This is a genomic window from Legionella sp. PATHC035, assembly GCF_026191115.1.
Classification (GTDB): domain Bacteria; phylum Pseudomonadota; class Gammaproteobacteria; order Legionellales; family Legionellaceae; genus Legionella.
Map to the genome: position 1 here is coordinate 2,301,990 of NZ_JAPHOT010000001.1, position 19,967 is coordinate 2,321,956.

Here is a 19,967-nt window from a genome sequence, read left to right on the forward strand (position 1 = left end):
TTTTCAGTCTAAGGGTATCATGTCATCATTGCTTACCATCAATTTGTTAGAAGATTTAGTTCATACCGCAGAGGTGAATCAAGAGGGTAAAACGGCGGATTATATTCCAGAGCTTGCTAATGTGAATCAAGACTTGACTGCAATTGCCGTACAACCCTTAGGTGGACAGCTGCTTTCTTACAGTAATAGTCCGTTGAGTCCGGTAACATTGCAAAGCACGGCCAAGATGATTCCTTTGATTGGACTCCTTGAAGAATATGGGGAGCAAGTCTTTGAATGGGTAAAAGTAGAACCTTCTGGAGATGATTTTGCGTCAATTACTCGTTTGGAACAATTTGGTCCCAAGCCATCAAATCCCATGTTAAACGCCGGGGCAATTACCTTATGCTCCCATATCCCGGGAAAAGGCGAGCAGCAATTTGGTTGGTTAGAACATTGGACACAAAAATTGTTTAATCAACGCCTGAGTATTAATCCCCTCGTTTTTGCTTCTGAAAAACGCACAGGGAATCGTAACCGTGCCCTTGCCTATTTACTCAAGAGTAGAAGCAATCTTGGAGCGGATGTTCATGAAACCTTGGATTTGTATTTTGCACTTTGTTCCTATGAAGCCAATTTAGAACAAATGCTTTTCCTACCCACCCTATTAGCGAATGCGGGAAGAGACCCAAGCTCTGGCGAACAAATCATTTCTACTGAAACCACTAAAATTACGCTAGCGATTATGGCAACCTGTGGACTCTATGATGAGACAGGCACCCATATGGTCAAAACCGGGATGCCCGCTAAAAGCGGCGTATCGGGCTACACCATAGCAGTTGTTCCTGGTAAAGCAGGCATTGTGGTACTCAGTCCCAAAGTGAATGCCAAAGGCAATAGCATCCGTGGTGAAATCATGCTGGAAGGTTTGTCCAAAGCAATGAATTGGCATTTTGCATTGCCTTAGGTATTGTCGCCATGATGAAGGCTTAAGCCGTATCCCGGATTTTAGAATAAACCCGGGTTAGGATTCTAAACGACTAAAGTGAAGAGCTTGGTTTATTCACGAGCGCTAGAAGATCTTCATGCTCCATTTCGAATTTCGCGAGCATTTCATCATTTTCTTGGTCTTCATCGTTTTCAGTGGGTGAGTCCACTGTAGTTTTTCTTGAAAAGGAAAATATAGTGGAAAACTTATTCAATAAATCGCTCATTCCCTTTAAGACCTGAAGATCTTGGTTAAAGTTTTTAAGCGTTTTCTCTATTGAGCCAAGCGCTTCCAAGGAATTGTCCAGTGCCTCAAAATCTTGCATCAAGGGATTTTCTTTCTCTAATTCCTTTATTTCTTGCAGTAAAACATTTTGTTGGCGCATAAGATCTTTGTAGTTTTTATTGGCCTTTCTATTTCGATAACGCAGTATCTCACTTTGAATATCGAGGAGTTCAGATTTTTTTTGGATTAATTCTAATAGGTTGTTCAAACCTTCAATCGCTTTAGTTTTAAGAAAATCAAAACCAAAACTCATTACATCGATTTTGGCCAATACTTTCTCTAAGCTTTCAATATGATTAGATACATGAATTTTTGCCTGTCGTAGTTGGTGTTTACTGAGTTTAGAGTTTAGCATGGCGGCAGCTTTTTGAACTGTTTTGTTTAAATCGATTATCTCTTGGTCTTGCCGCAATTGACTCAAGATTGCCCCAATGAATCTTTGTTCTAGGTGGTTCACCCGTTTCATTAAAAAACGCGAACTTGGGTCTTCCATATCCAGAGCTTGCAAGTTTTCCAATTGAGACTCAAAGCTTTTTAGATCAGACTCTATAGCGCTTTTCTCTTCAATACTCAGTGTCTCTCGTGTTAAATAAACTCGAAGCAACGCGTTCAATTTTTTGAAAAATTCAACGGATTCAATGGTGCGGGCACGATTCATAAATAAAGCTTTGCGCAGAGGATGTGTATCTCCGGTGAGAATTGAGTAAACAAGAGGCAGTCCTTTATTGTCGGGTGCAAAAAGAGATGCACCGTGTTGAATTAGAACAGAGAGGCATTCACTCATAGGATGGGAGGCGCTATCCTCTTGAAAACAGGCATATACAGCGGATGCGAATGATTTTTTGAACACGGTGACGCGTTGGTTATTTATGTCAATATCACCATACGTCAAAATAAAATCAAGAAGCCTTGAGTTGCCTGTTTGTAACGCGACAGCGAGGAATTTCTCAGCGCGCACGAGATGATGGCTTGAGGTTAACAACGCAGCCAGTTCAAATTGATTGCCAAACAATAAACTAGGTAACAAATCCGCTTCAAGTTTCTGCAGTTTTCGACGGATTTTTTGTAACTGATGCAAATCCTTCAACTGGAGATGACGTTCATAGGTTAGGTTAATTTCATAAGTTTTTGCCAATAATTCCTCGATTTTTTTCGCTTGAACCTCAGTTGGAGCCTTGCTCAATTCTATGAATTGAGTTTCTATCGCCTTAAGTTCCTCTGCTAATTGATTAACAATCAAAACTTTGGGTTGAGTATGTTGGCTTGCTTTTTCAGGATAGTCTTTTGCTTCTTTTGAGAACGCTTTATCGTGTGAAGCTACTTCATCTTGAGGATTAGGCACTTCCTCTGCAATATCTTCGACCTGATTATCCCCATGAGTGCTTAGGGTACTGCTGAGTTCAACCGAGGTGGTACGGGCGCGCTTAAGCGAACGAGCGGTCGCTTCATGAAAGCGAAGAGCCGCTGCGTAACTGGAAGAGCGGACAAGTGGGAGCAGCTCCCTTAACACGCCACAGGCTTCTTCAGTAAGTTCCAATATCTCGGTAGTATTTTGCTGTTCTAAGTCAAAATATTTTAAGAGCCGTTGATCACAATCCAGGTACTGACTTTCTAAATCTTTAATTTTTTCCTGATGTTGTTTTCTTAAATTATTGATCAGCGGCTCAGTGTGTCTTAGTGCTAAAATAATTAATTGATTTCTAATCTGGGTGCTGTCGACCAGCTTATAGCCATCACCAATCTTTTGCTCAAAGGCAATATTTTGAATTAATTCATCGAACGCATTGAAATACACATGAAGACGATAACGCTCACCCGATGGGTTGATAAATTCAGCAGTGTAATGGTATTGACTTAATTTGGGATTTTCACGATTTTCATTTTCATACACACTCAGGTGATGGTTATCCAATGTATACATGTTTTCTTGGTCTTTTATACTAAATTGTTCAAGAGGCAGTTCAATACGGTAATAATAGTGTTGGCTGCTTTTATTGAAGTCTAATATCAATTGATGTCCTTGAAGTAACTGGACAATAGACTCATTTTGAGAAAGAAAGTTAAAAAGAGTATTTTTAGCCATTTTTGATCCTAAGTATAAAATATTGCCCACATTATACTTAAAGATTACTTTTAGTAAAAAAATAATTTTTTTGGGTGATTTTAAGTTCTTTCTGTGTCAATTGCATCCGAATTGTGCTGCTAAATAAGCAAGAGAAACAATGTGTTACGGATGCTGTTGCGCTGTGAATTCAACGATTTATATTATTGCTGGAGTCACTGTATGAATCATTTTTCGAATCACTTTTTTAGGAGCGCTCGAAACGGGGTGAGATGTCTTGAAAAAGAAACATTCCATTTTTATAATGCGCTAAAATAATAACCAAATAAGTTCTATTATGATCCTTTCTACAATTTACTTCCCACGTTTTTTTCAAACTGCTTCTGAAAAAGCCATTCGGCAGAAACTCATAGCCAAAGAAACTTTAAATTGGGAAACAGATAAATATCAAGCATTATTGCAGCTCCAGAAGCATGCCTCAAAAATGGCTGCCAGCCTCCATGAATTAAAAGCGGTTGTAGAATATTTAGACACTGCTTCTTTAGAGACACTCATTACCGAGGTATTGGATAAGACACTATCGGATGAGCATTATACTCCTGCTTCAGCCGCTAAACCATTAACCAACCTTTTTGCTCGATTAAAATCCGACCTGGAAGAAAATAAAAAAGCAAGTAAGTGTTTTGGCGGTGTGAATATACTCGGCAATTCAATAGTTGCCGCTGCTGCTGGGCTTGGAATTGTTCTATTTGGGCTTACTGTATTTACTGCTCCCTTAGGGACGGCTCTTCTTGGCCTAGGGATGATGCTTGCATCCACTTTAGTTTTTGCAACTGCAGTCTATAGTCTCTATGTGGACGGACGATTTATTGCAGAGAAACAGCTTCAAGAAATTGAGACTGGTATCAATTTTTTATGCAGTTATCCCCATGTGGAGTCCCTCAATCCCCAGAGCGCGGATCACGATTACAAAATATCTTGTGCACTCCAATGTTAAGCGCAAGAATCGTTTCGGTTTGAGTAACCGATGATGTTATGGGGCTTAAGGCCGCATAACATCGTTCACGCTTGTTGATAGGGCAAAATGTTTATCAAACTCCTGTTGTAAGACAGGGCTCTCATGGTGGTGTTCGATTAAATGTTCTTTTAATGCATTAAGTTGATCATCACAGAAGGCGCCTCTTATTTTTAAGGAGTTGAGTATTTCTTCTTTTTTGGGTGGTGACTGATTTTCAACGCGATCAATTAAATCAAGGAAAATGGTTTTGGCATCAATTATCGCCTCCAGAGCCTCCACTTCTTTTCCTTTTAGTTGTGATGCAACACGGGCAAATCGCAGATTGGCATCAAGACCCTCCATATAATAGCAGCCTAACAGCGCTTCCTTATAAAAAATATAAGCTTGTTCGAGATTTCCAAGACGCTCATAAATGACACCAGTAAGAGTTGCGTAGCGACTTTTATCTTCATCGAATTCAGCTTTCCTCATGTTGGATGCGTACAGTGTAACTTTGCTGAAATAGGATACGCTTTGCTCATAATTCCCCGCAAATAAATGCAGAAAACCCAGTTGTTTATAAGTCTCGTACAAAGCGTGACTCCCCAGATTGATTACTGGATTTTTACTTTCACTCATTACCGCTTCTATTCCCTTAATGATTTTTTCAAGTTCTGTTCTTTTGCCGTGCATCAAGGAATTCAGTTCATTTGATGGTGTTAACGCGAACTGTTCTATTGTTCCATAGGGGTCAATTGAGTCCATTATAGACTGGGAAATTTTTTGAGCTTCCCCCTGTAAACTCTTTAACTGGCTTCTCAGCTTCATTTGTATTTCTTCTGGAAGGTTCTCATCAGTATATTGGTGTACATTATTGTCGAAAGCGTTCTTATACGGTTCGGTATATAACCCATTTGTTGAGATGACCGTTAAGGACTCAGATTTCGGATCAAATACAATGTTGTAATAGTAAGCATGCTCCAATGCTTTATTAATAATTACATTAGACTTGACGATTTTTCCTGGAATTCGCGCTTGTAATGTCTCTACAATTTCTTGTTGGACTTTTTGTACATTCCAATGCTCAGCATTTACAACCACAATCACTTCTAATTCGGAATCCGGATGAATTCCGATCGTATTGGTGCCGTAATAGTACGGATCTAAATCGATGTAGGCTGGTTTTTTAATATTGGTGAGGGATTCATCAACATTCATGGAAAACATACCAAACATCCCTGTACTTACCACTTTTCCCGCCAATTTACTAACTGGATCATAGGGTCTTCGCAGTGCTTGTGGTGATACATGCAGCATGAAAAAATTATTATGCGTACGGTCTTTTACAATCACCGTATGACAATGGTGTATCCCGATGGATTCTAAGTTAACCTCTTCTTTAGGATCGATCAATATAGGTTCATAAGTAGTCGTATCTGTCTGAAATGATTTATCAAATTCTGGGTGCAATTGATAAAAGGTGGATTGGTCTGGTGAATATTGAACCGCATTGTCTTCTGATACTTTTATAACAAAAGGCATATTTTGTCCTTTTAGATTAACAATAAGGCATATAGTGTAACGAGTGAAGCTTAAGAATTTATTAATGGTTTGTTTATGATGTCTAAAATAAATGGATGTGTGTAAGAGAGTCCCGCTTGCTCTAAATTTAGTTAAATTTTTAGGAAAATCATCGGCTAATGGCTAAGCCTCGAGTATACTTAGCCTAGTTAAAATTGTTGTAGCGCTAAAAATGGAAGAAAAAAAAATCACTGAATGCGAATCCAGGGTCATGCTGATTGCAGGTCAAAATGAAACAGTGAGAAAAACCACGACCCAAAAAGGCTTCCCGGCTACAGTAGGGTTAGAAGGATGTGTGGCACTCCTTATTGCCGATAAAAAAGCCAATGTCAGTATCACCCATGTAGACGCAGATACCGATTTATCTTTTATTAAGGGCGAAGTTGCGTTTATGGATGGCGCTTTTACCATTGATTTAATAAAAAAACCGGCTAAAGGCCAGCTGGATCTGAAAGTTCTTGAGGCTTTGGATGAAATGGGTTTATCTCAAATTGCTTCATCTGGCGCAAAGAGAGTAGTCGAGAGTGTTGAAGGGACCGTGGTTTATAATTATTTAAGAGGAATCCCTCAGACATTTTCATTTAATGATTTTATAGAAATTGCTTCGCCTGGGGTGATACCCAATGCAAAAAATAAGTTATACACCTTGGGTTATCGTGTTGAAACGTGTAGCGAAGATGCTCTGAGATTCCAGTTAAGAGTGTACAGTCGTCAATTAAATCAGGCTTTATCACCCAAAGCGACTGCTTTACCCTTATTAGTACACGATGCATCAGGTTGGGTTGAGACAGAAATGAACATAGATAAAGAAGTAGAATTAATTTTAGCTAAAGGAGAGCCTCAACACGTCTCGTTTTTTCAATCATCGAAAATGCACTCTTTAAATTATGTTTTACCGCGTTATACGAAACTGATGAAATACCTTGAGTCTCAGCAACCAAAAGCCCCATCTCCTGATTTTTAAAACGGGTGTAGGATACTATCCCTCGTTGGCCCCATATCGCCAACTATGCTATATTTATATGTAAATTTGCAATAAATTAAGCGTCATTTTAAAAACTTATTTTTCAACGTGCATCTCTAAAAATATGGAGAATGTTAGATGAGCACCCAGCAAACTATCCGTATAGGGCAGTCAACCGCAAACGATCCGCAGACCGCGGTGAAGGAATTTTATGCTGCAGTGCACCAGCCCAATATGGAACTTGTTCTATTTTTTTGCTCGAGTCAATATAACCTCGATGCCATAGCCAAAGAAATGAATGAGTTGTTTCCAAATATGAAGGTCATTGGATGTACAACGGCTGGTGAAATCGGACCCAGCGGTTATATAGAGCATTCCCTTTCAGGAGTCAGTTTTTCATCAGATGGTTTTACCGTTGCGGCTGGACATCTAAATGATATAAAAAATATTAATTACGACAAAGGACAGGAATTTGCTAATAATCTCCTTCAACATCTTGAAGCACGTGCACCATCTACTAATTCTGAAAACAGTTTTGCTTTTTTATTAGTGGATGGATTATCCCTTCGCGAAGAGCAAATCACTCATATTTTGCAGGATGCATTGGGAGAAATCGCACTTTTTGGTGGTTCTGCAGGCGATGATCTGCAATTTAAGCAAACTTGGATATTTGCCGATGGGGCTTTTCATACTGATTCTGTCGCGCTTGTCTTAGTCAATACAATCTATCCTTTTAAACTATTCAAATCACAACATTTCGTTTGTGGCAATGAAAAGCTGGTTGTGACGCAAGCAGATCCTGAGCGTCGCATTGTGAATGAAATTAATGGCTATCCGGCAGTGGAGGAATATGCGCGTATCGTCAATACTCAAGTTGACAAACTCGATCCTAAACAGTTTTCTGCGACACCACTTGTAATACGCATCAACGGAGTTGATTATGTGCGTTCCATCCAAAAGGCTAATCCCGATGGAAGCTTAAAGTTTTATTGTGCCATTGATAACGGTTTAGTTTTTATGGCCGCTCATGGTATTGATTTGATAAGAAATATTGAGCAAACCTTTCAAGACATTAAAACATCTATTGGTACGCCGCAATTGGTTCTAGCGTGTGACTGTATTCTACGCAATTTGGAGATGCAACGGGAAGGATTGAAAAAGGACGTAGAGAAAATTTTTCAGAATCATCATGTCGTCGGTTTTAGCACTTATGGAGAACAATTTAAGGGGATTCATATCAATCAAACCATCACCGGCCTGGCAATAGGTGAATTACGGACGGATAGCGATGTCTGAGAAAAGCAAGCCTAACACGACACAGGAATTGCATGCTGAAATCGAACGCCTCAATAAAATTATCAAGGCATTGATTGATAGAGCTGAACAAGATATGAATACGCCAAGAACAGATTTTGGAGTATTTCAAAATACAATTTTTCTTGAAGATAAGGTAAAAAAACGTACCCAAGAGTTGGAAGAAGCCCTGCAACTCAATGCAAAAATAACACGTGCTTTACAACTAGCAAAAAGACAGGTGGAACTCAGCGCACAGTATTTACGTGATATTACATCGGCGCTTGGTGAGGGGTTGCTCGTTATCAATAAAGAGGCTGCGATAGAGTTTATTAATGCTGCTGCCTGCAGTATGTTAGGGTATCAGGAAGCGGAAGTGCTTGGCAAAAATTCTCATTTACTCTTTCATCATTCCTATCATACTCATGCTCCTTATCCGATTGAAGATTGTAAAAATTTGGAAGTCATAAAAACCGAGAAACCCTATGCGAGTGATGATGATTATTTTTGGCGAAAGGACGGTACATGCTTCCCGGTTTCGTTAATTACAACGCCAATTAAACTCAAAGAAAGCACCAAGGGAATTGTGATCGCATTTCATGATATAACCCAAGCGATACAAGAACGAAATCGTTTGCGTGAAATGCAGTCGGCAATTGAGCAAAGCCCAGTATCTGTGCTGATTGTTGATAAAGAAAGAAATATTATTTACGTTAATCCCCAACTGATTCAATTGTCAGGCTATAAGAAAGAAGAATTTTATGGTCATACAACGGACTCTTTCCAAAATAATCTCACACCAAGAAAGGCGTTTGCTAATTTACGAAAAACGATTCGATCCGGTGCATCCTGGAATGGTGAACTTCTCTTTCACCGAAAGGATGGTAGTACGTTTTGGCAATCTTGGAGTTTTGCGCCCGTTTTTAATGACTATGGAGAAATCCAGCATTATGTGGGAGTAGGAGAAGACATTACAGAAAAAAAGAAGCTGCAAGTTTTGCTTCAAGAGATGTCTTATCTGGATGGATTAACTGCCGTAGCCAATCGTCGTCGATTCGACGACTTCCTGAAACATGAATGGAAGCGTGCTTTGCGCTATGCCAAATCAATTTCCGTGATTATGATCGACATCGATTTCTTTAAACGTTACAACGACAGTCTGGGGCATTTAGCTGGTGATGATGCCCTTAAGTGCGTTGCGCGTGCTTTGGCTGAGACAATCAATCGTAGTACCGATTTACTTGCGCGCTATGGAGGTGAAGAATTTACTTGTATTTTGCCTGATACTCCTATTGCAGGTGCTATCAAATTTGCGGAAACATTACGTGAAGCGGTTTATGCATTGAAACTGCCTCATCCTGATTCAGATGTTTCTCGTTTTGTAACGATTAGCTTGGGTGTTGCTGGATGTATACCACAAAACGATGATTCCACTTATTTAATTAGGCTTGCTGACGACGCGTTGTATCGTGCTAAAACCTCGGGACGAAATCGCGTTGAATTTAGTGATCCCAGCAAATCATTGTAAAAATAAGTCCATTTTCCCACAAGGTGGAGGGATGCTTAAACCCTCTACCCATAAGTGGGCGAGGGTTTAGGATAGCCAGCATTCTGCAAAAGACATTTGCTTATTTGGGGGTCAATTGTTCCGTCGTTGTTGTCGGACCATGGTTATTGGCAGTTGGTTTAAAGAACTTTGGTTCTGATGGGAGTGATTTTTTACTTAAATCATCTAAAAACTCATTCATCAAGATTAATTGATTTTTAAAATCTTCCTCCAATTGAGGATGTTTTAACCGCTTTTCTTCAAACATTTTGATTGTGAGTTGAAGTGCTTCTTTGGGTTCAAGGGAACCGTTTTCATCTTGATAAGCGTTCAATTGAGAAGATATTTCGCTTTGAATGAGAATAAAGGGTAAGTGATTTTCAATAGCACCATAAAAGTTGAGAATGAATAATTGTTCTAACTTTATTTTGAGCTCGGGATCTTCGTTTGCAAACTGGTTGATGAATGCGTTTTTCAGCGTCATAAAGCCAGTTAATATTTGTCCTATCGAATGTTGTTTGGAGATTAATGGCCTATGGTTAAATTTTTTGAGATTTTCATTAACATAAGGATAATAATCTGCAGCTTGTCCCCCACGAAATTGTATTACGCCATCACTATAAAGCCACGTGGTTATTTTATCTTTTTCTAAGGAAGTGGTCTCGACAACGCTATCTATGAATGCTCGCATTTCTTTTTCATAAACGCTAAAAGTAGAAAAATTGGCCATGAAAGATCCTTATTCATTAAATTTGGGAAAAGCCAGGGTACATAAAATACCCACAAGGGTAAAGAATTTATTAAAGGTTCTAGAACATTCCTGCCACTTGGGTTCAAGCCAGCGAAATGGGAGCAGAGTCTAGAAAATGGTGGTAAATAAAATGACAAAATGGAATTAATGAGACATAATGAAGCTCATTTTGGTAGAGTCTGTGAATCATGTAACCTGGTGAGAAAACAGAATGTCAATAAAAAGCATCATACTAAAATTGATGGTTATCGATATGAATGATCTGATAGCCATATCCAATGAACTTCGAAATCATCCCCATTACCCACGTCTGCAATCGATTATCCAGCTCATGCAGGAGCAAATCCATTTATTAGAAAAAATCCCATCCGATTCGGGGCAGTCAAGGCAAGTACTGCAAGCATATCATCAACTGGAGCAGCTACTTACTGAAAATAACCGCTGCACTACTTGGTTTACCAAAATTATCGATCGCTATTGTGCCAATCAACCGGAGCTAAAACAGCGATTGAATTATTTTATTCGGCGCATTCTTGGTCCAGTCATCAAATTATCTGAGTATGCTCATGGCGATAAAAAATCATTGGTTATTGAGTTTCCCAATCAAGAAATAAGGGATGTATTTTTGCGTCGATACCGAATCAATGAGTTACAAGAAACTGACTCCCTGGTTGTTGATGGAAATAAAGTTTCCTTTCCGGCTTTTCTATCAAAAAGCCAGCTGTTAGGGGTTACCTTTCCGACGGTTGAGGCCAAGGATCGCGTGATTCATATGCTAAATCTTGCTAAAGCAAATCTTATCGTTTCTCATCCCAATGACCGCACTCTCTATCTTAATGACCGACGTATACATGATACTGCTTCACGATTTCATATTGCGGTAGTTTGTTCGTACTTTACTGAATATTATAAAATTCAATATGCTTCTCATATGCTTGCTCAAGCCTATCGTGATAATAATAGTTTCTTTAGTCCCAGCAAATTTCCTCTGGAGTTGACGTTAAAAATTGCATCGGATAGCTCTTCCTCCGATGCAATTTCTATAGAGGAGAGAGAGCAAATTGCCTGCGGCAATTTTGATCGACCGTAAACTAGCGTTTAATGTAATACGTATAGCTTAAATCATCATCCGTTTTGGCTGATTGTTTCTGCGTATCCAGTTTTTCTTTGCGTGTTGGTAGGTCTGAGTCATCCTGGGCAAAGAAAGTGCATTGACTTACATTTTTAAAGCCCAAACAATTAGGCTTGGGACGTTCCGTTACCGTTCCAGCATCACACGTTTTTGTTTGCACGGTGACCGATTTTTTACCGAATTCGCCCAAGCCCGTGTAATAAAGTTCTGCTGAGCCGCTATTATCGAGATTGATTGCATCGGTACAACCGAGCGCCTTGAATAAATCTGCAAACTCCTCGGCGGTGACTCCATAATTGCGATTCGGATTATGGATGACCATGACAACCAGGGTTTTGCCATTATTTTTGTATCCCACACCGGTGCGTGGCAATCGATTTGAATGATTGTTATTTAAATCAGGGGTTTTTTGCTGCGTTTGATCCTGAAGAATAATAAATCCTGACACAGCATTTTTTTGATTATAAAAATCGGGATTTTTTTCTGAATTATCATCAATTTGATTATGAGGAATGAGCTCCGCTTTTTTCGTTGAGGCATCAAAGGTAATCGTATCCAGGCCAACATTTTCTTGATCAAGCACTTTATGGGTAGATACCAATTGACCGTTACTCAGCGATAACCCAATAAGATAGGTTCGCGCTTGTTGTCTAGGGTTGATTTTTTCTCCCTCGTTTGGCACACCGGTTGTCCATACATTAAACCAGTTTGCATTCACTAATAAATCGGGCTGCTCCATATCGGGGTGTCCTTCTTGCCAATGGTCACGCCATTCCTTTAAGGTGAATAAGGGGGCATCAAACTGGCCGCCTTTGTAAGGTTGACCATAGCGATCAGGAAAGTGAGGTCCATTAGGTACAAATGTCTGATATTCAGATAATGGAATTTCAGCAAAATAACCTTGAATATGCTCACGGTGAGGGTTTTTACTCAAAAGTTCATCGAAACGTGCCAAAGTTCGTATGTCTTGTACTTCAGTCGCTTTCGAAATGCGATTAATTTTTTCATTGACGGCATCAGTCTTGGTTTTAAATTGCTTGCTGAACACAGATATAACCTCACTGTGGTTTAACTATAATGTACCCAATGATAGTATTTTTTTATTAAGGAATTATTAAAAAAAGACCTAATCGATCGTTTTATTGTCATAATTTGCTGTTTTTTTTTCATTTGATAGGGTTTCTTGCCGAAAAAAATTGGCGATGTGGCGAAAAATCCATTCTATCAGTATGGATTTTTCAAGGCGCTTCTATTGAGAGGGAGGTAGAATGCTTAAAAAGAGGGGCTATAAAATTTGAAAGGTGAAGGTTTTTTCTCAATCTGTTGTGTTAACTCACTGACTTTTTGTTGCAGTTCAGCAATGAGTTTTTGTTGCGTGTCGAGCAGGGTTTTTTGCTGATCTGCTCGTGCTAGTGTTCTTTTATATTGAAAGCAGAGCAAATAAAGAGCCAGCATTTGTTTGGAAGAAACGCTTTCCGATTTTTTTTGTTTTTCTTGCTCTTGTGTTGCTAATGAATTTAGTTTCTCTTCATATTCTAAATTTGTTTTTTTATAATCAGCAAGTTGCGCGAATAATTCAGGCACTAAAAAAGTATGCTGGTGTTCGTTGCAAATTTGTTTTGCTATGTTTTTAAGATCTTCATTTGAAGAATGTGTCGTTATTTTGAATGGTTTTAAAACGCAAACTCTTAAAATCTCTCCTGAATTACATAATCCGTCTTCGAAATATCCTTCGATTTTTAAACCAGAAAGAGGAATGGGAGCCGCCGGACTCTCTGGAGTTTTGCTGTAGGTGACTTTATAAGTTTTTGATTTTGGGGTATCCAATAGTCGCTTAAGATCTATGAATAATTGACCAATTTGATTGGCGTATTCCTCTAATTGCATCGGTTCAAGTGATTTTTTTTGATCCAGCAATGCTTTGAGTGAGGACACTTCATGCAAGAGATAATATAAGAAAGGGCTTCTTCCACTATCGGTACATTGTTTAATCAGATTACTTAAATAGATTTTAAAATGCAGTTCTTGATTTTGAATTATTTCTTTAGCATAAGTGAGGTATTCTTCTTGCAATAGTTCTTCATCCGTTTCCGTAACTGATTTTTTTACTTTAGGTTGGCTGTCGTGATAACGAAGGATCACGGTGGTTAAGGAGTAGAGTAATTCTTCTAGTCTGGTCATGTAAAATTCCTTTTAAGCTATCCATAGTCTAAATGTGGAACTACATATCAACTTGATATTTCACTATACTGAATGTTTGGCTGGGGCGCAAGGCCTGCTCACGAGCACGTATGTGTTGACGGCATGGAGTGTGTCGTGAGTATTTTTATTTTAATCCTTGATCAATGGCACGTAATAAGGACTGAGGATCTTCAAATGCTAAATCTTGTTGTAAACTCCAGAATGATACGCCACCGAGCAGTATGGGTTTGTTTGGATTGCTAGCCAGCGAATTTTTACCTTTGATATATGCCATTTTACTGGCAATAGATTGTGGACTGTCACAACTCATGAAGCGATACATGGTGGTATTTTCTATGGGGATAAGGCCATAATAATTTTGTGCATCTAAAGTAGAACTGGATTGCTGACTGTAGGCGAATAATGCCTGTCCATAATGGTTCCACGCCCCGTTATAACTCACTTGAGCATTAATATTAGGGTCAATCACTGGTCTATGTAAACCGGGATTTTTTGCTTTAGTATCGATTGATTTCCCATCTACATAATACGAGTGGCAATAAAAAGGTACGCCAAGAAGAATTTTTTCAGCGGCTAAACCTTGTTGATAATAATGGGATACCGCCATATCGCCAGAGGTTTTTGGATAGGGATAATTGGTGTTTTCCGGACGATCATCCTCGTACAGGGCAGCACCATGTTCGGTTCTCATGCCAAACGTTCCATAATGGTCATAGGCCATGACTGTCGTCCAATCTACAGCTTCGAACCATAGTTGAGCATCTGGATATTTTTCCCAATACCAACTTGTTCCGGGAACGGCGTTGCTCACACAATATCCTGAGGGCCCGATTTCAGCTTTTAATTCGCGGATTAATGCGGCGATATTTCTTATCTCCTCAGCCGAGGCCAGCAACTCATTTTCCCAATCAATATCAATACCATCGAATTGGTTCTCTTGCAGCAAGGATTTTGTTGCTTCAATAAAGGCCGCTCGCTGTTTGGGGTCGTTAATAAACTGACTGAACCCTTCGCGATCGCCCCAGCCACCAATCGCGATGATCACGGGTAAATCAGGCCGAAGTTGTTTTAGTGTCTGGATATTTTTGATATCACTCATTGTCAGTTTGGGCAAGGTATTACCCTTATCGTTTGTGCTAAGTCGTACAAAAGCATAATTAACTACATCAACTGCATTCAATTGTGCCCTGAGTTTGGTCATATCTTCCTGTTCAATATTCCATTGTGCGTCTGCTCCTAAATAGGCAACAATTTTATTAGTTTTGTTTGTGCTTTTGGAACAAAAGGGTTCCCAGGCATAAGCACTCAAGGTGGTCAATCCAAATAAAGCGAAGAGGACATATTTTTTCATAGCTTATCTACTTAATTGTAACAAAATTTGTTTCGTCTATGACGATGAGTCGTTTTGTACGGTGTTTCTCATTGTACTTAAAATAAACAATCATCGGATCTGTTATTTCTGACAGGGGGCAAAATGGATAGGGATAAAATCATCGGACCAGGATTTGAATGGAGCAGACTGGAGAGAAAACGCACGCGTTGTCGCAAAGGGGGACTCTGAATAGGCTTAATATACTGCCTCTACAGTAGCCGCAGTTTTGATGATGATTGATCACTAAATAACTTTAGTGATCAATTTGGCATCTAAATGATATAATTATTTTTTAATTATAGTTGTGTTTGGATTGGTTGTTATTATGGTTTTATTATCAAGAGAAGCGTTTGTAGCAATATGTACCCAAGCTATTTTAGACACCAGAGAGAAAATAGCGATCAGTAACCAAAAAGGGGGATACATAAAATATCACCGTGAGATTAAAGAAAATAATTATTTCTCTAAAAATGTCCGCGGCCCGCTTATCGATACTGGAGAAAATGAATATAAATATCGACATGATCTGATCGAGTATGTGGGTATGGGTAATTGCCATGAATTGGCAGATTATCTTTTAGTGGAGATAGGTAAAGAAATTGATCGTCTTGGCGCCAATGCAAGAATTCGTATTGTCGGCTCGGTCAAATACGATCATGTTTATTTAGAAATTAAAATTCAATTAAAAGATGAAAAAGATTACTCATTGTGGGAGGTTGATGCCTGGGATCCCCGTATCATTGATATCAGTACCCGGCCTGATGGTTCTATTAAAAATCATGAGTCCCTGCTTTATGGATATTCAGCAGATACCAAAAATTGTGTGTACACCAATGAAATTAACTACAACAGAAAATATACCTTTTTTAAAACCATCCCTCAACCCATCCCGGGAGAGCCTCTGGGAAATGCGACTCCAGAGCGAGAGGTGGTAGAAAAACATCCCCGAATGTATGATGATTACACCGTAGAAGAATCAATGGATGCGGAAATGTTTGATTCATCGGGAGAGGTGCATTATTTGCAACAAGTTTCAGGCTGGCAGCATAAATAATGGTTCTAGGAGAGTAAGCAACTTTTCCCCTCATCCGCCCTGACGGGCACCTTCTCCCTAATTAGGGAGAAGGGATACGGACAATTTAGATATAGGACTTATTTTTGTTATTACTCAAGATTTTGCAATCGATATGGAAATAGGGAAAAGCCTCAGCGGCCAGCTTGGCAACTTTAATGCGTACTATGGAGGAGGGGTGAGCTTTATGTTTTAAACATCGAGTAAAAGTAATTTCTCCCTGTTTAACAGGATGGTTTTTTTTCTGCCGATTCAGCATAATCAAACTACCAAGCAAGAATTTGAATTTTCTCTATCAATTACAGGAGCAAGGATGTCCTCTGAATTAATCGATAGCAATCGTCGACAGTTTCTTAAAAATGCTGCCGTTGTCGTTGGCGGCACTCTTGTTGCGGGTTCCGTATTGGCAAAACCTCTATTAGGATTGGAAAAAAAAGAGGAGGACGTGTCTCCTGATGAGGATTTGATGCGGGAGCATGGTGTTTTGCGTCGGCTCATCCTTATTTATCGAGAAGCGATGAACCGAATTGAAAAGGCGCGCGATTTAAATCCCGTACTTATTAATAAGTCAGCAACGATTATTAGACAATTTATTGAAGAATACCATGAACAACTGGAAGAAAACTTTCTATTCCCCCGCTTTGAAAAAGCCGGTCTTCTGCTCGATTTGGTGACCACCTTGAAAACGCAACATCAAGCGGGCAGAAAATTAACCAATTATATTTTAGAGACGACTCGCGCAAAACGTTTCAAATCGCACGATAAAAAGCTAATCGAAGTTTTGTATCAATTTATAACTATGTATGAACCGCATGCGGCCCGCGAAGATACGGTGCTGTTTCCTGCCTTTAAGTCGATTGTCTCTGATAGGGAGTACCAAGAGTTAGGCGAAAAATTTGAAGATGAAGAGCATAAGCGCTTTGGAAAGGAAGGGTTTGCGGGAATTGTGTCGCAAGTTGCTGAAATAGAAAAGGAATTAAATATCTATAATCTGGCCCAATTTACACCGCATGGTTAAGCCGGTAAGGAAGCATTAGAATGAAATTGATTAAAGCCACTCATCATTTTAGTGAAAGCGAATTATTGAACCTGGTTGGATTCATTCTTGATGATGCATTGTCGATGAATCCCCGCGTATTTTGGAACAAATATCATTCTTTTCAAATTCCTGATCAGTTAATCCATTTTAAATCGGAAAGTGAAAACGCAGAAACATCTCTCTGTTTGGTGCTGAAAGCAATCGCTGATTGTAGCGGCGAGTCTTGCGCACTAGCAAATTTAATTCTGTTTTTTGAATTTTTAGTCAAGAGTGGGGCAGATGTAAATATTAGGATAAAAGACAATTCTAGTTACAAAATAACTCCGTTTTCTTTTCTTGTATCAAACCCAATCATCATGGACAAAAATAATTTGAGCGAAATTTTGGAGATTGGCAGACGAGCTAAATTTCCTCTAGAAGCGTCCGTTTTGGAAGAAATGATACAGCATTTAATTCTAAATCCCGATGTGCCTGAACTTGAAAAAAGGAACTTCATTGATCTTTTTATTGTGCACGGCGCCGAAATTACGTTCGAACACGAGGTGGTGTTTGTCAGTAATGCATTCTTCCAGGAGTATAAATTTAGATGGCGTTGCATGGTGTTAGAACGAAAACATGAACAACTTCAACAAAAAGTGAATGGGTATGAGCTGAACGTGCAACGTTTGGAACAGCAAAATAATTTACTTAGCGAACAACTGGCGCAACTGACTCAGAAGATGGATTCTTTAATAAAATCTTCCGAACAAGTTAAGACAAATCCAGAACCGACGTGGTACTCTTTTTTTGGGCTTTAACCGCCTTTTAATTAAGTATCATTATCTTCATAAAAGAGGGAACCTGGTTTAACCAAACATCGAAATGAAAGGAATCAAAAAATGAAACTGATCAAGACTTCTCGGATTTATACGGAAACAGAACTACTTGGCCTGTTTGAAACAATTTATCGTGATGCCTTGCTTAAAGACTCAGTAGATTTTATAAAAAAATATGATTCCTTTGAAATTCCTGAGCAATTAATTCACTTCAAGTTTAGCCCCAAAGGAGAAACAATACTGCACCTAATAATGGATAAAATAGTCAACCTATTTGAGCAAGCGCAAAATCCCAATCAAATGTTTGATTGTTTTCTCTATTTTTTTGAATTTTTAATGAAGCATGGGGCAGACATAAATAGTGGTTTAGGTATCGACAAATCCTCGAACCCAATCACCCCTTTGTCTTATCTGTTGAAAAGCCAAATACTCGATGAAATCAATATGTACCAAATTTTAGCAACCTTTAGCCAAGCTAAATTTGCGATAAATAATAAAACCTATGCAGTATTAGTAGAAAATCTACTCTTAAATCGCCATTTTACTGATGAAGATAAAAAAAGGAATTTGATTGATTCCTTAATCTCGTTTGGTGCCGAAATAACTCTCGGACACGAGGCGATTTTTGTAAGTGATCAATTCTTTAAGCAGAATAAAGATAGATGGAAGCACGATGTATTGGTACGAAAGCAAGAAAAAACTTACGAAAAAGTAGAAAAGCATGAGCTGGCGATTCGACGTTTAGAACAACAAAATAATCTAATTACCGAACAACTGGCGCAACTGACTCAGAAAATGGATTCTTTAATAAAATCCTCGGAACAAGTTAAAACAAATCCAGAACCGACGTGGTACTCTTTTTTTGGGCTTTAACCGCCTTTTAACTAAGTATCATTATCTTCATAAAAGAGGGAACCTGGTTTAACTAAACATCGAATTGAAAGGAATCAAAAAATGAAACTGATCAAGACCAATCGAATTTATACGGAAAAAGAACTGCTTGACCTGTTTGAAACCATTCATCGTGATGCCTTGCGTAAAGATGCAGATGATTTTACAAAAAAGTATGCTCTTTTTGAAATTCCTGAACCGTTAATTCAATTCGATTTTGGCAATGGAGAGACCATTCTCCATAAACTAATGAAGGCAGTAGCCGAACTCTTTGCAAGAAAAAATAGTGTCGATTTTTTTTCTGAAAAACTCGCGCAATTACTTTATTTTTTTGAATTTTTAATGAAGCATGGGGCAGACATAAACAGCACATTTAAGACATATAATACCCCGTTAAGTTATCTTTTGGGCAGTCCCTTTCTTTTGGATATAAAGAGAAGTCCCATCTTTGAGATCATTGATCAATATAAGCATACGATAAATAGTGAAACTCTTGAAATAATGGTAATGGATGTACTCGATAATAAGCATATGAATAACGAAACTAAAAAGGATTTAATTGATAAATTTATCTCTTGGGGGGCCGAAATAACAAGAGAACTTGAGGTTGCGTACGTAAATTATGATCTTTTTCAAGAGAATCTGCTTGAGTGGAAGCACGATGTACTGTTACGGAAACAAGAAAAACTTAAAGAAAAAGTGACAGAACATGAGCGGACAATTGAGGATTTAAAACTGGAAAATAGGCTTATTAAGGAGCAATTAGCTCAATTAATACAAAAAGTTGATTCTTTATTGAATAGCTCGGAAACACCAAAAACTAATCCGGAAACCTCGAGCGCCAGTTTGTCATTTTTTACCAATTGACTGTTTTAAAATAATTGAAAGAAATCCCTGATGATGATCACGGTGAAAACAGCTCGATCTCTGTGGATAAAAAAAATTGATCATTGTTTTTTATTTCTGCTCGGAATGAAATTGCATTTGAATAACCATTT

The 19,967-nt window shown here is 38.7% G+C and carries 17 protein-coding genes; 11 read left to right on the forward strand and 6 right to left on the reverse strand.

The genetic code is table 11. The features are described 5' to 3' along the window. Positions 1–16 precede the first annotated feature (16 nt). The gene (gene glsA / locus OQJ13_RS10125) at positions 17–946 is read left to right on the forward strand and encodes a glutaminase A (RefSeq protein WP_265711925.1); all 930 of its coding nucleotides are present in this window, start codon (positions 17–19) and stop codon (positions 944–946) included. Between the two features lie 73 nt (positions 947–1,019). Here glsA and OQJ13_RS10130 read toward each other — a convergent pair whose 3' ends face one another. Next, a complete protein-coding gene (locus OQJ13_RS10130) occupies positions 1,020–3,335 on the reverse strand; it encodes a hypothetical protein (RefSeq protein ID WP_265710727.1) in 2,316 nt (771 codons plus the stop codon). A 316-nt stretch (positions 3,336–3,651) separates the two neighbouring features. On the opposite strand from OQJ13_RS10130, the gene OQJ13_RS10135 reads away from it, so the two are divergent. Further along, complete coding sequence (locus OQJ13_RS10135) at positions 3,652–4,311, forward strand: hypothetical protein (protein ID WP_265710728.1); 660 nt, start codon at positions 3,652–3,654, stop codon at positions 4,309–4,311. A gap of 45 nt (positions 4,312–4,356) precedes the next feature. On the opposite strand, the gene OQJ13_RS10140 is transcribed toward OQJ13_RS10135, so the two are convergent. Beyond that, on the reverse strand, positions 4,357–5,853 hold the full coding sequence (locus OQJ13_RS10140) for a tetratricopeptide repeat protein (protein WP_265710729.1): 1,497 nt from the start codon (positions 5,851–5,853) through the stop codon (positions 4,357–4,359). 211 nt (positions 5,854–6,064) lie between these two features. Here OQJ13_RS10140 and OQJ13_RS10145 point away from each other — a divergent pair, with 211 nt between their 5' ends. The 3 genes from OQJ13_RS10145 (at position 6,065) to OQJ13_RS10155 (ending at position 9,677) form a co-directional block, all read left to right on the forward strand. Then, positions 6,065–6,856, forward strand: coding sequence for a hypothetical protein (locus OQJ13_RS10145; RefSeq protein WP_265710730.1), 792 nt, complete (start codon positions 6,065–6,067; stop codon positions 6,854–6,856). 138 nt (positions 6,857–6,994) lie between these two features. Then, the gene (gene nosP, locus OQJ13_RS10150; protein ID WP_265710731.1) at positions 6,995–8,152 is read left to right on the forward strand and encodes a nitric oxide-sensing protein NosP; all 1,158 of its coding nucleotides are present in this window, start codon (positions 6,995–6,997) and stop codon (positions 8,150–8,152) included. After that, entirely contained in the window at positions 8,145–9,677 is a 1,533-nt protein-coding gene (locus OQJ13_RS10155) for a diguanylate cyclase (RefSeq protein WP_265710732.1), read from the forward strand. The genes nosP and OQJ13_RS10155 overlap by 8 nt, the downstream gene beginning before the upstream one ends. Positions 9,678–9,777: 100 nt before the next feature. On the opposite strand, the gene OQJ13_RS10160 is transcribed toward OQJ13_RS10155, so the two are convergent. Continuing rightward, on the reverse strand, positions 9,778–10,425 hold the full coding sequence (locus tag OQJ13_RS10160) for a hypothetical protein (RefSeq protein ID WP_265710733.1): 648 nt from the start codon (positions 10,423–10,425) through the stop codon (positions 9,778–9,780). Between the two features lie 274 nt (positions 10,426–10,699). Here OQJ13_RS10160 and OQJ13_RS10165 point away from each other — a divergent pair, with 274 nt between their 5' ends. Next, entirely contained in the window at positions 10,700–11,536 is an 837-nt protein-coding gene (locus OQJ13_RS10165) for a hypothetical protein (protein WP_265710734.1), read from the forward strand. A 1-nt stretch (position 11,537) separates the two neighbouring features. Here the strand turns inward: OQJ13_RS10165 and OQJ13_RS10170 are convergent, their stop codons facing one another. From OQJ13_RS10170 to OQJ13_RS10180, 3 genes are all read right to left on the reverse strand, one after another. Further along, positions 11,538–12,626, reverse strand: a complete 1,089-nt coding sequence (locus OQJ13_RS10170; RefSeq protein WP_265710735.1) for a phosphodiester glycosidase family protein — start codon at positions 12,624–12,626, stop codon at positions 11,538–11,540. Positions 12,627–12,850: 224 nt separating this feature from the next. Continuing rightward, positions 12,851–13,759, reverse strand: coding sequence for a hypothetical protein (locus tag OQJ13_RS10175; protein WP_265710736.1), 909 nt, complete (start codon positions 13,757–13,759; stop codon positions 12,851–12,853). Between the two features lie 145 nt (positions 13,760–13,904). Next, complete coding sequence (locus tag OQJ13_RS10180) at positions 13,905–15,131, reverse strand: glycoside hydrolase family 18 protein (RefSeq protein WP_265710737.1); 1,227 nt, start codon at positions 15,129–15,131, stop codon at positions 13,905–13,907. Positions 15,132–15,477: 346 nt separating this feature from the next. On the opposite strand from OQJ13_RS10180, the gene OQJ13_RS10185 reads away from it, so the two are divergent. From OQJ13_RS10185 to OQJ13_RS10205, 5 genes are all read left to right on the forward strand, one after another. Then, positions 15,478–16,206, forward strand: coding sequence for a hypothetical protein (locus tag OQJ13_RS10185; RefSeq protein ID WP_265710738.1), 729 nt, complete (start codon positions 15,478–15,480; stop codon positions 16,204–16,206). Between the two features lie 331 nt (positions 16,207–16,537). Then, positions 16,538–17,242: a hemerythrin domain-containing protein gene (locus OQJ13_RS10190; protein ID WP_265710739.1), complete on the forward strand. Its 705-nt coding sequence runs from the start codon at positions 16,538–16,540 to the stop codon at positions 17,240–17,242. A 20-nt stretch (positions 17,243–17,262) separates the two neighbouring features. Beyond that, positions 17,263–18,060, forward strand: a complete 798-nt coding sequence (locus OQJ13_RS10195) for a hypothetical protein (protein WP_265710740.1) — start codon at positions 17,263–17,265, stop codon at positions 18,058–18,060. A gap of 81 nt (positions 18,061–18,141) precedes the next feature. Beyond that, positions 18,142–18,951, forward strand: a complete 810-nt coding sequence (locus OQJ13_RS10200) for a hypothetical protein (protein ID WP_265710741.1) — start codon at positions 18,142–18,144, stop codon at positions 18,949–18,951. Between the two features lie 81 nt (positions 18,952–19,032). Then, on the forward strand, positions 19,033–19,836 hold the full coding sequence (locus tag OQJ13_RS10205) for a hypothetical protein (RefSeq protein ID WP_265710742.1): 804 nt from the start codon (positions 19,033–19,035) through the stop codon (positions 19,834–19,836). Positions 19,837–19,967: the final 131 nt, after the last annotated feature.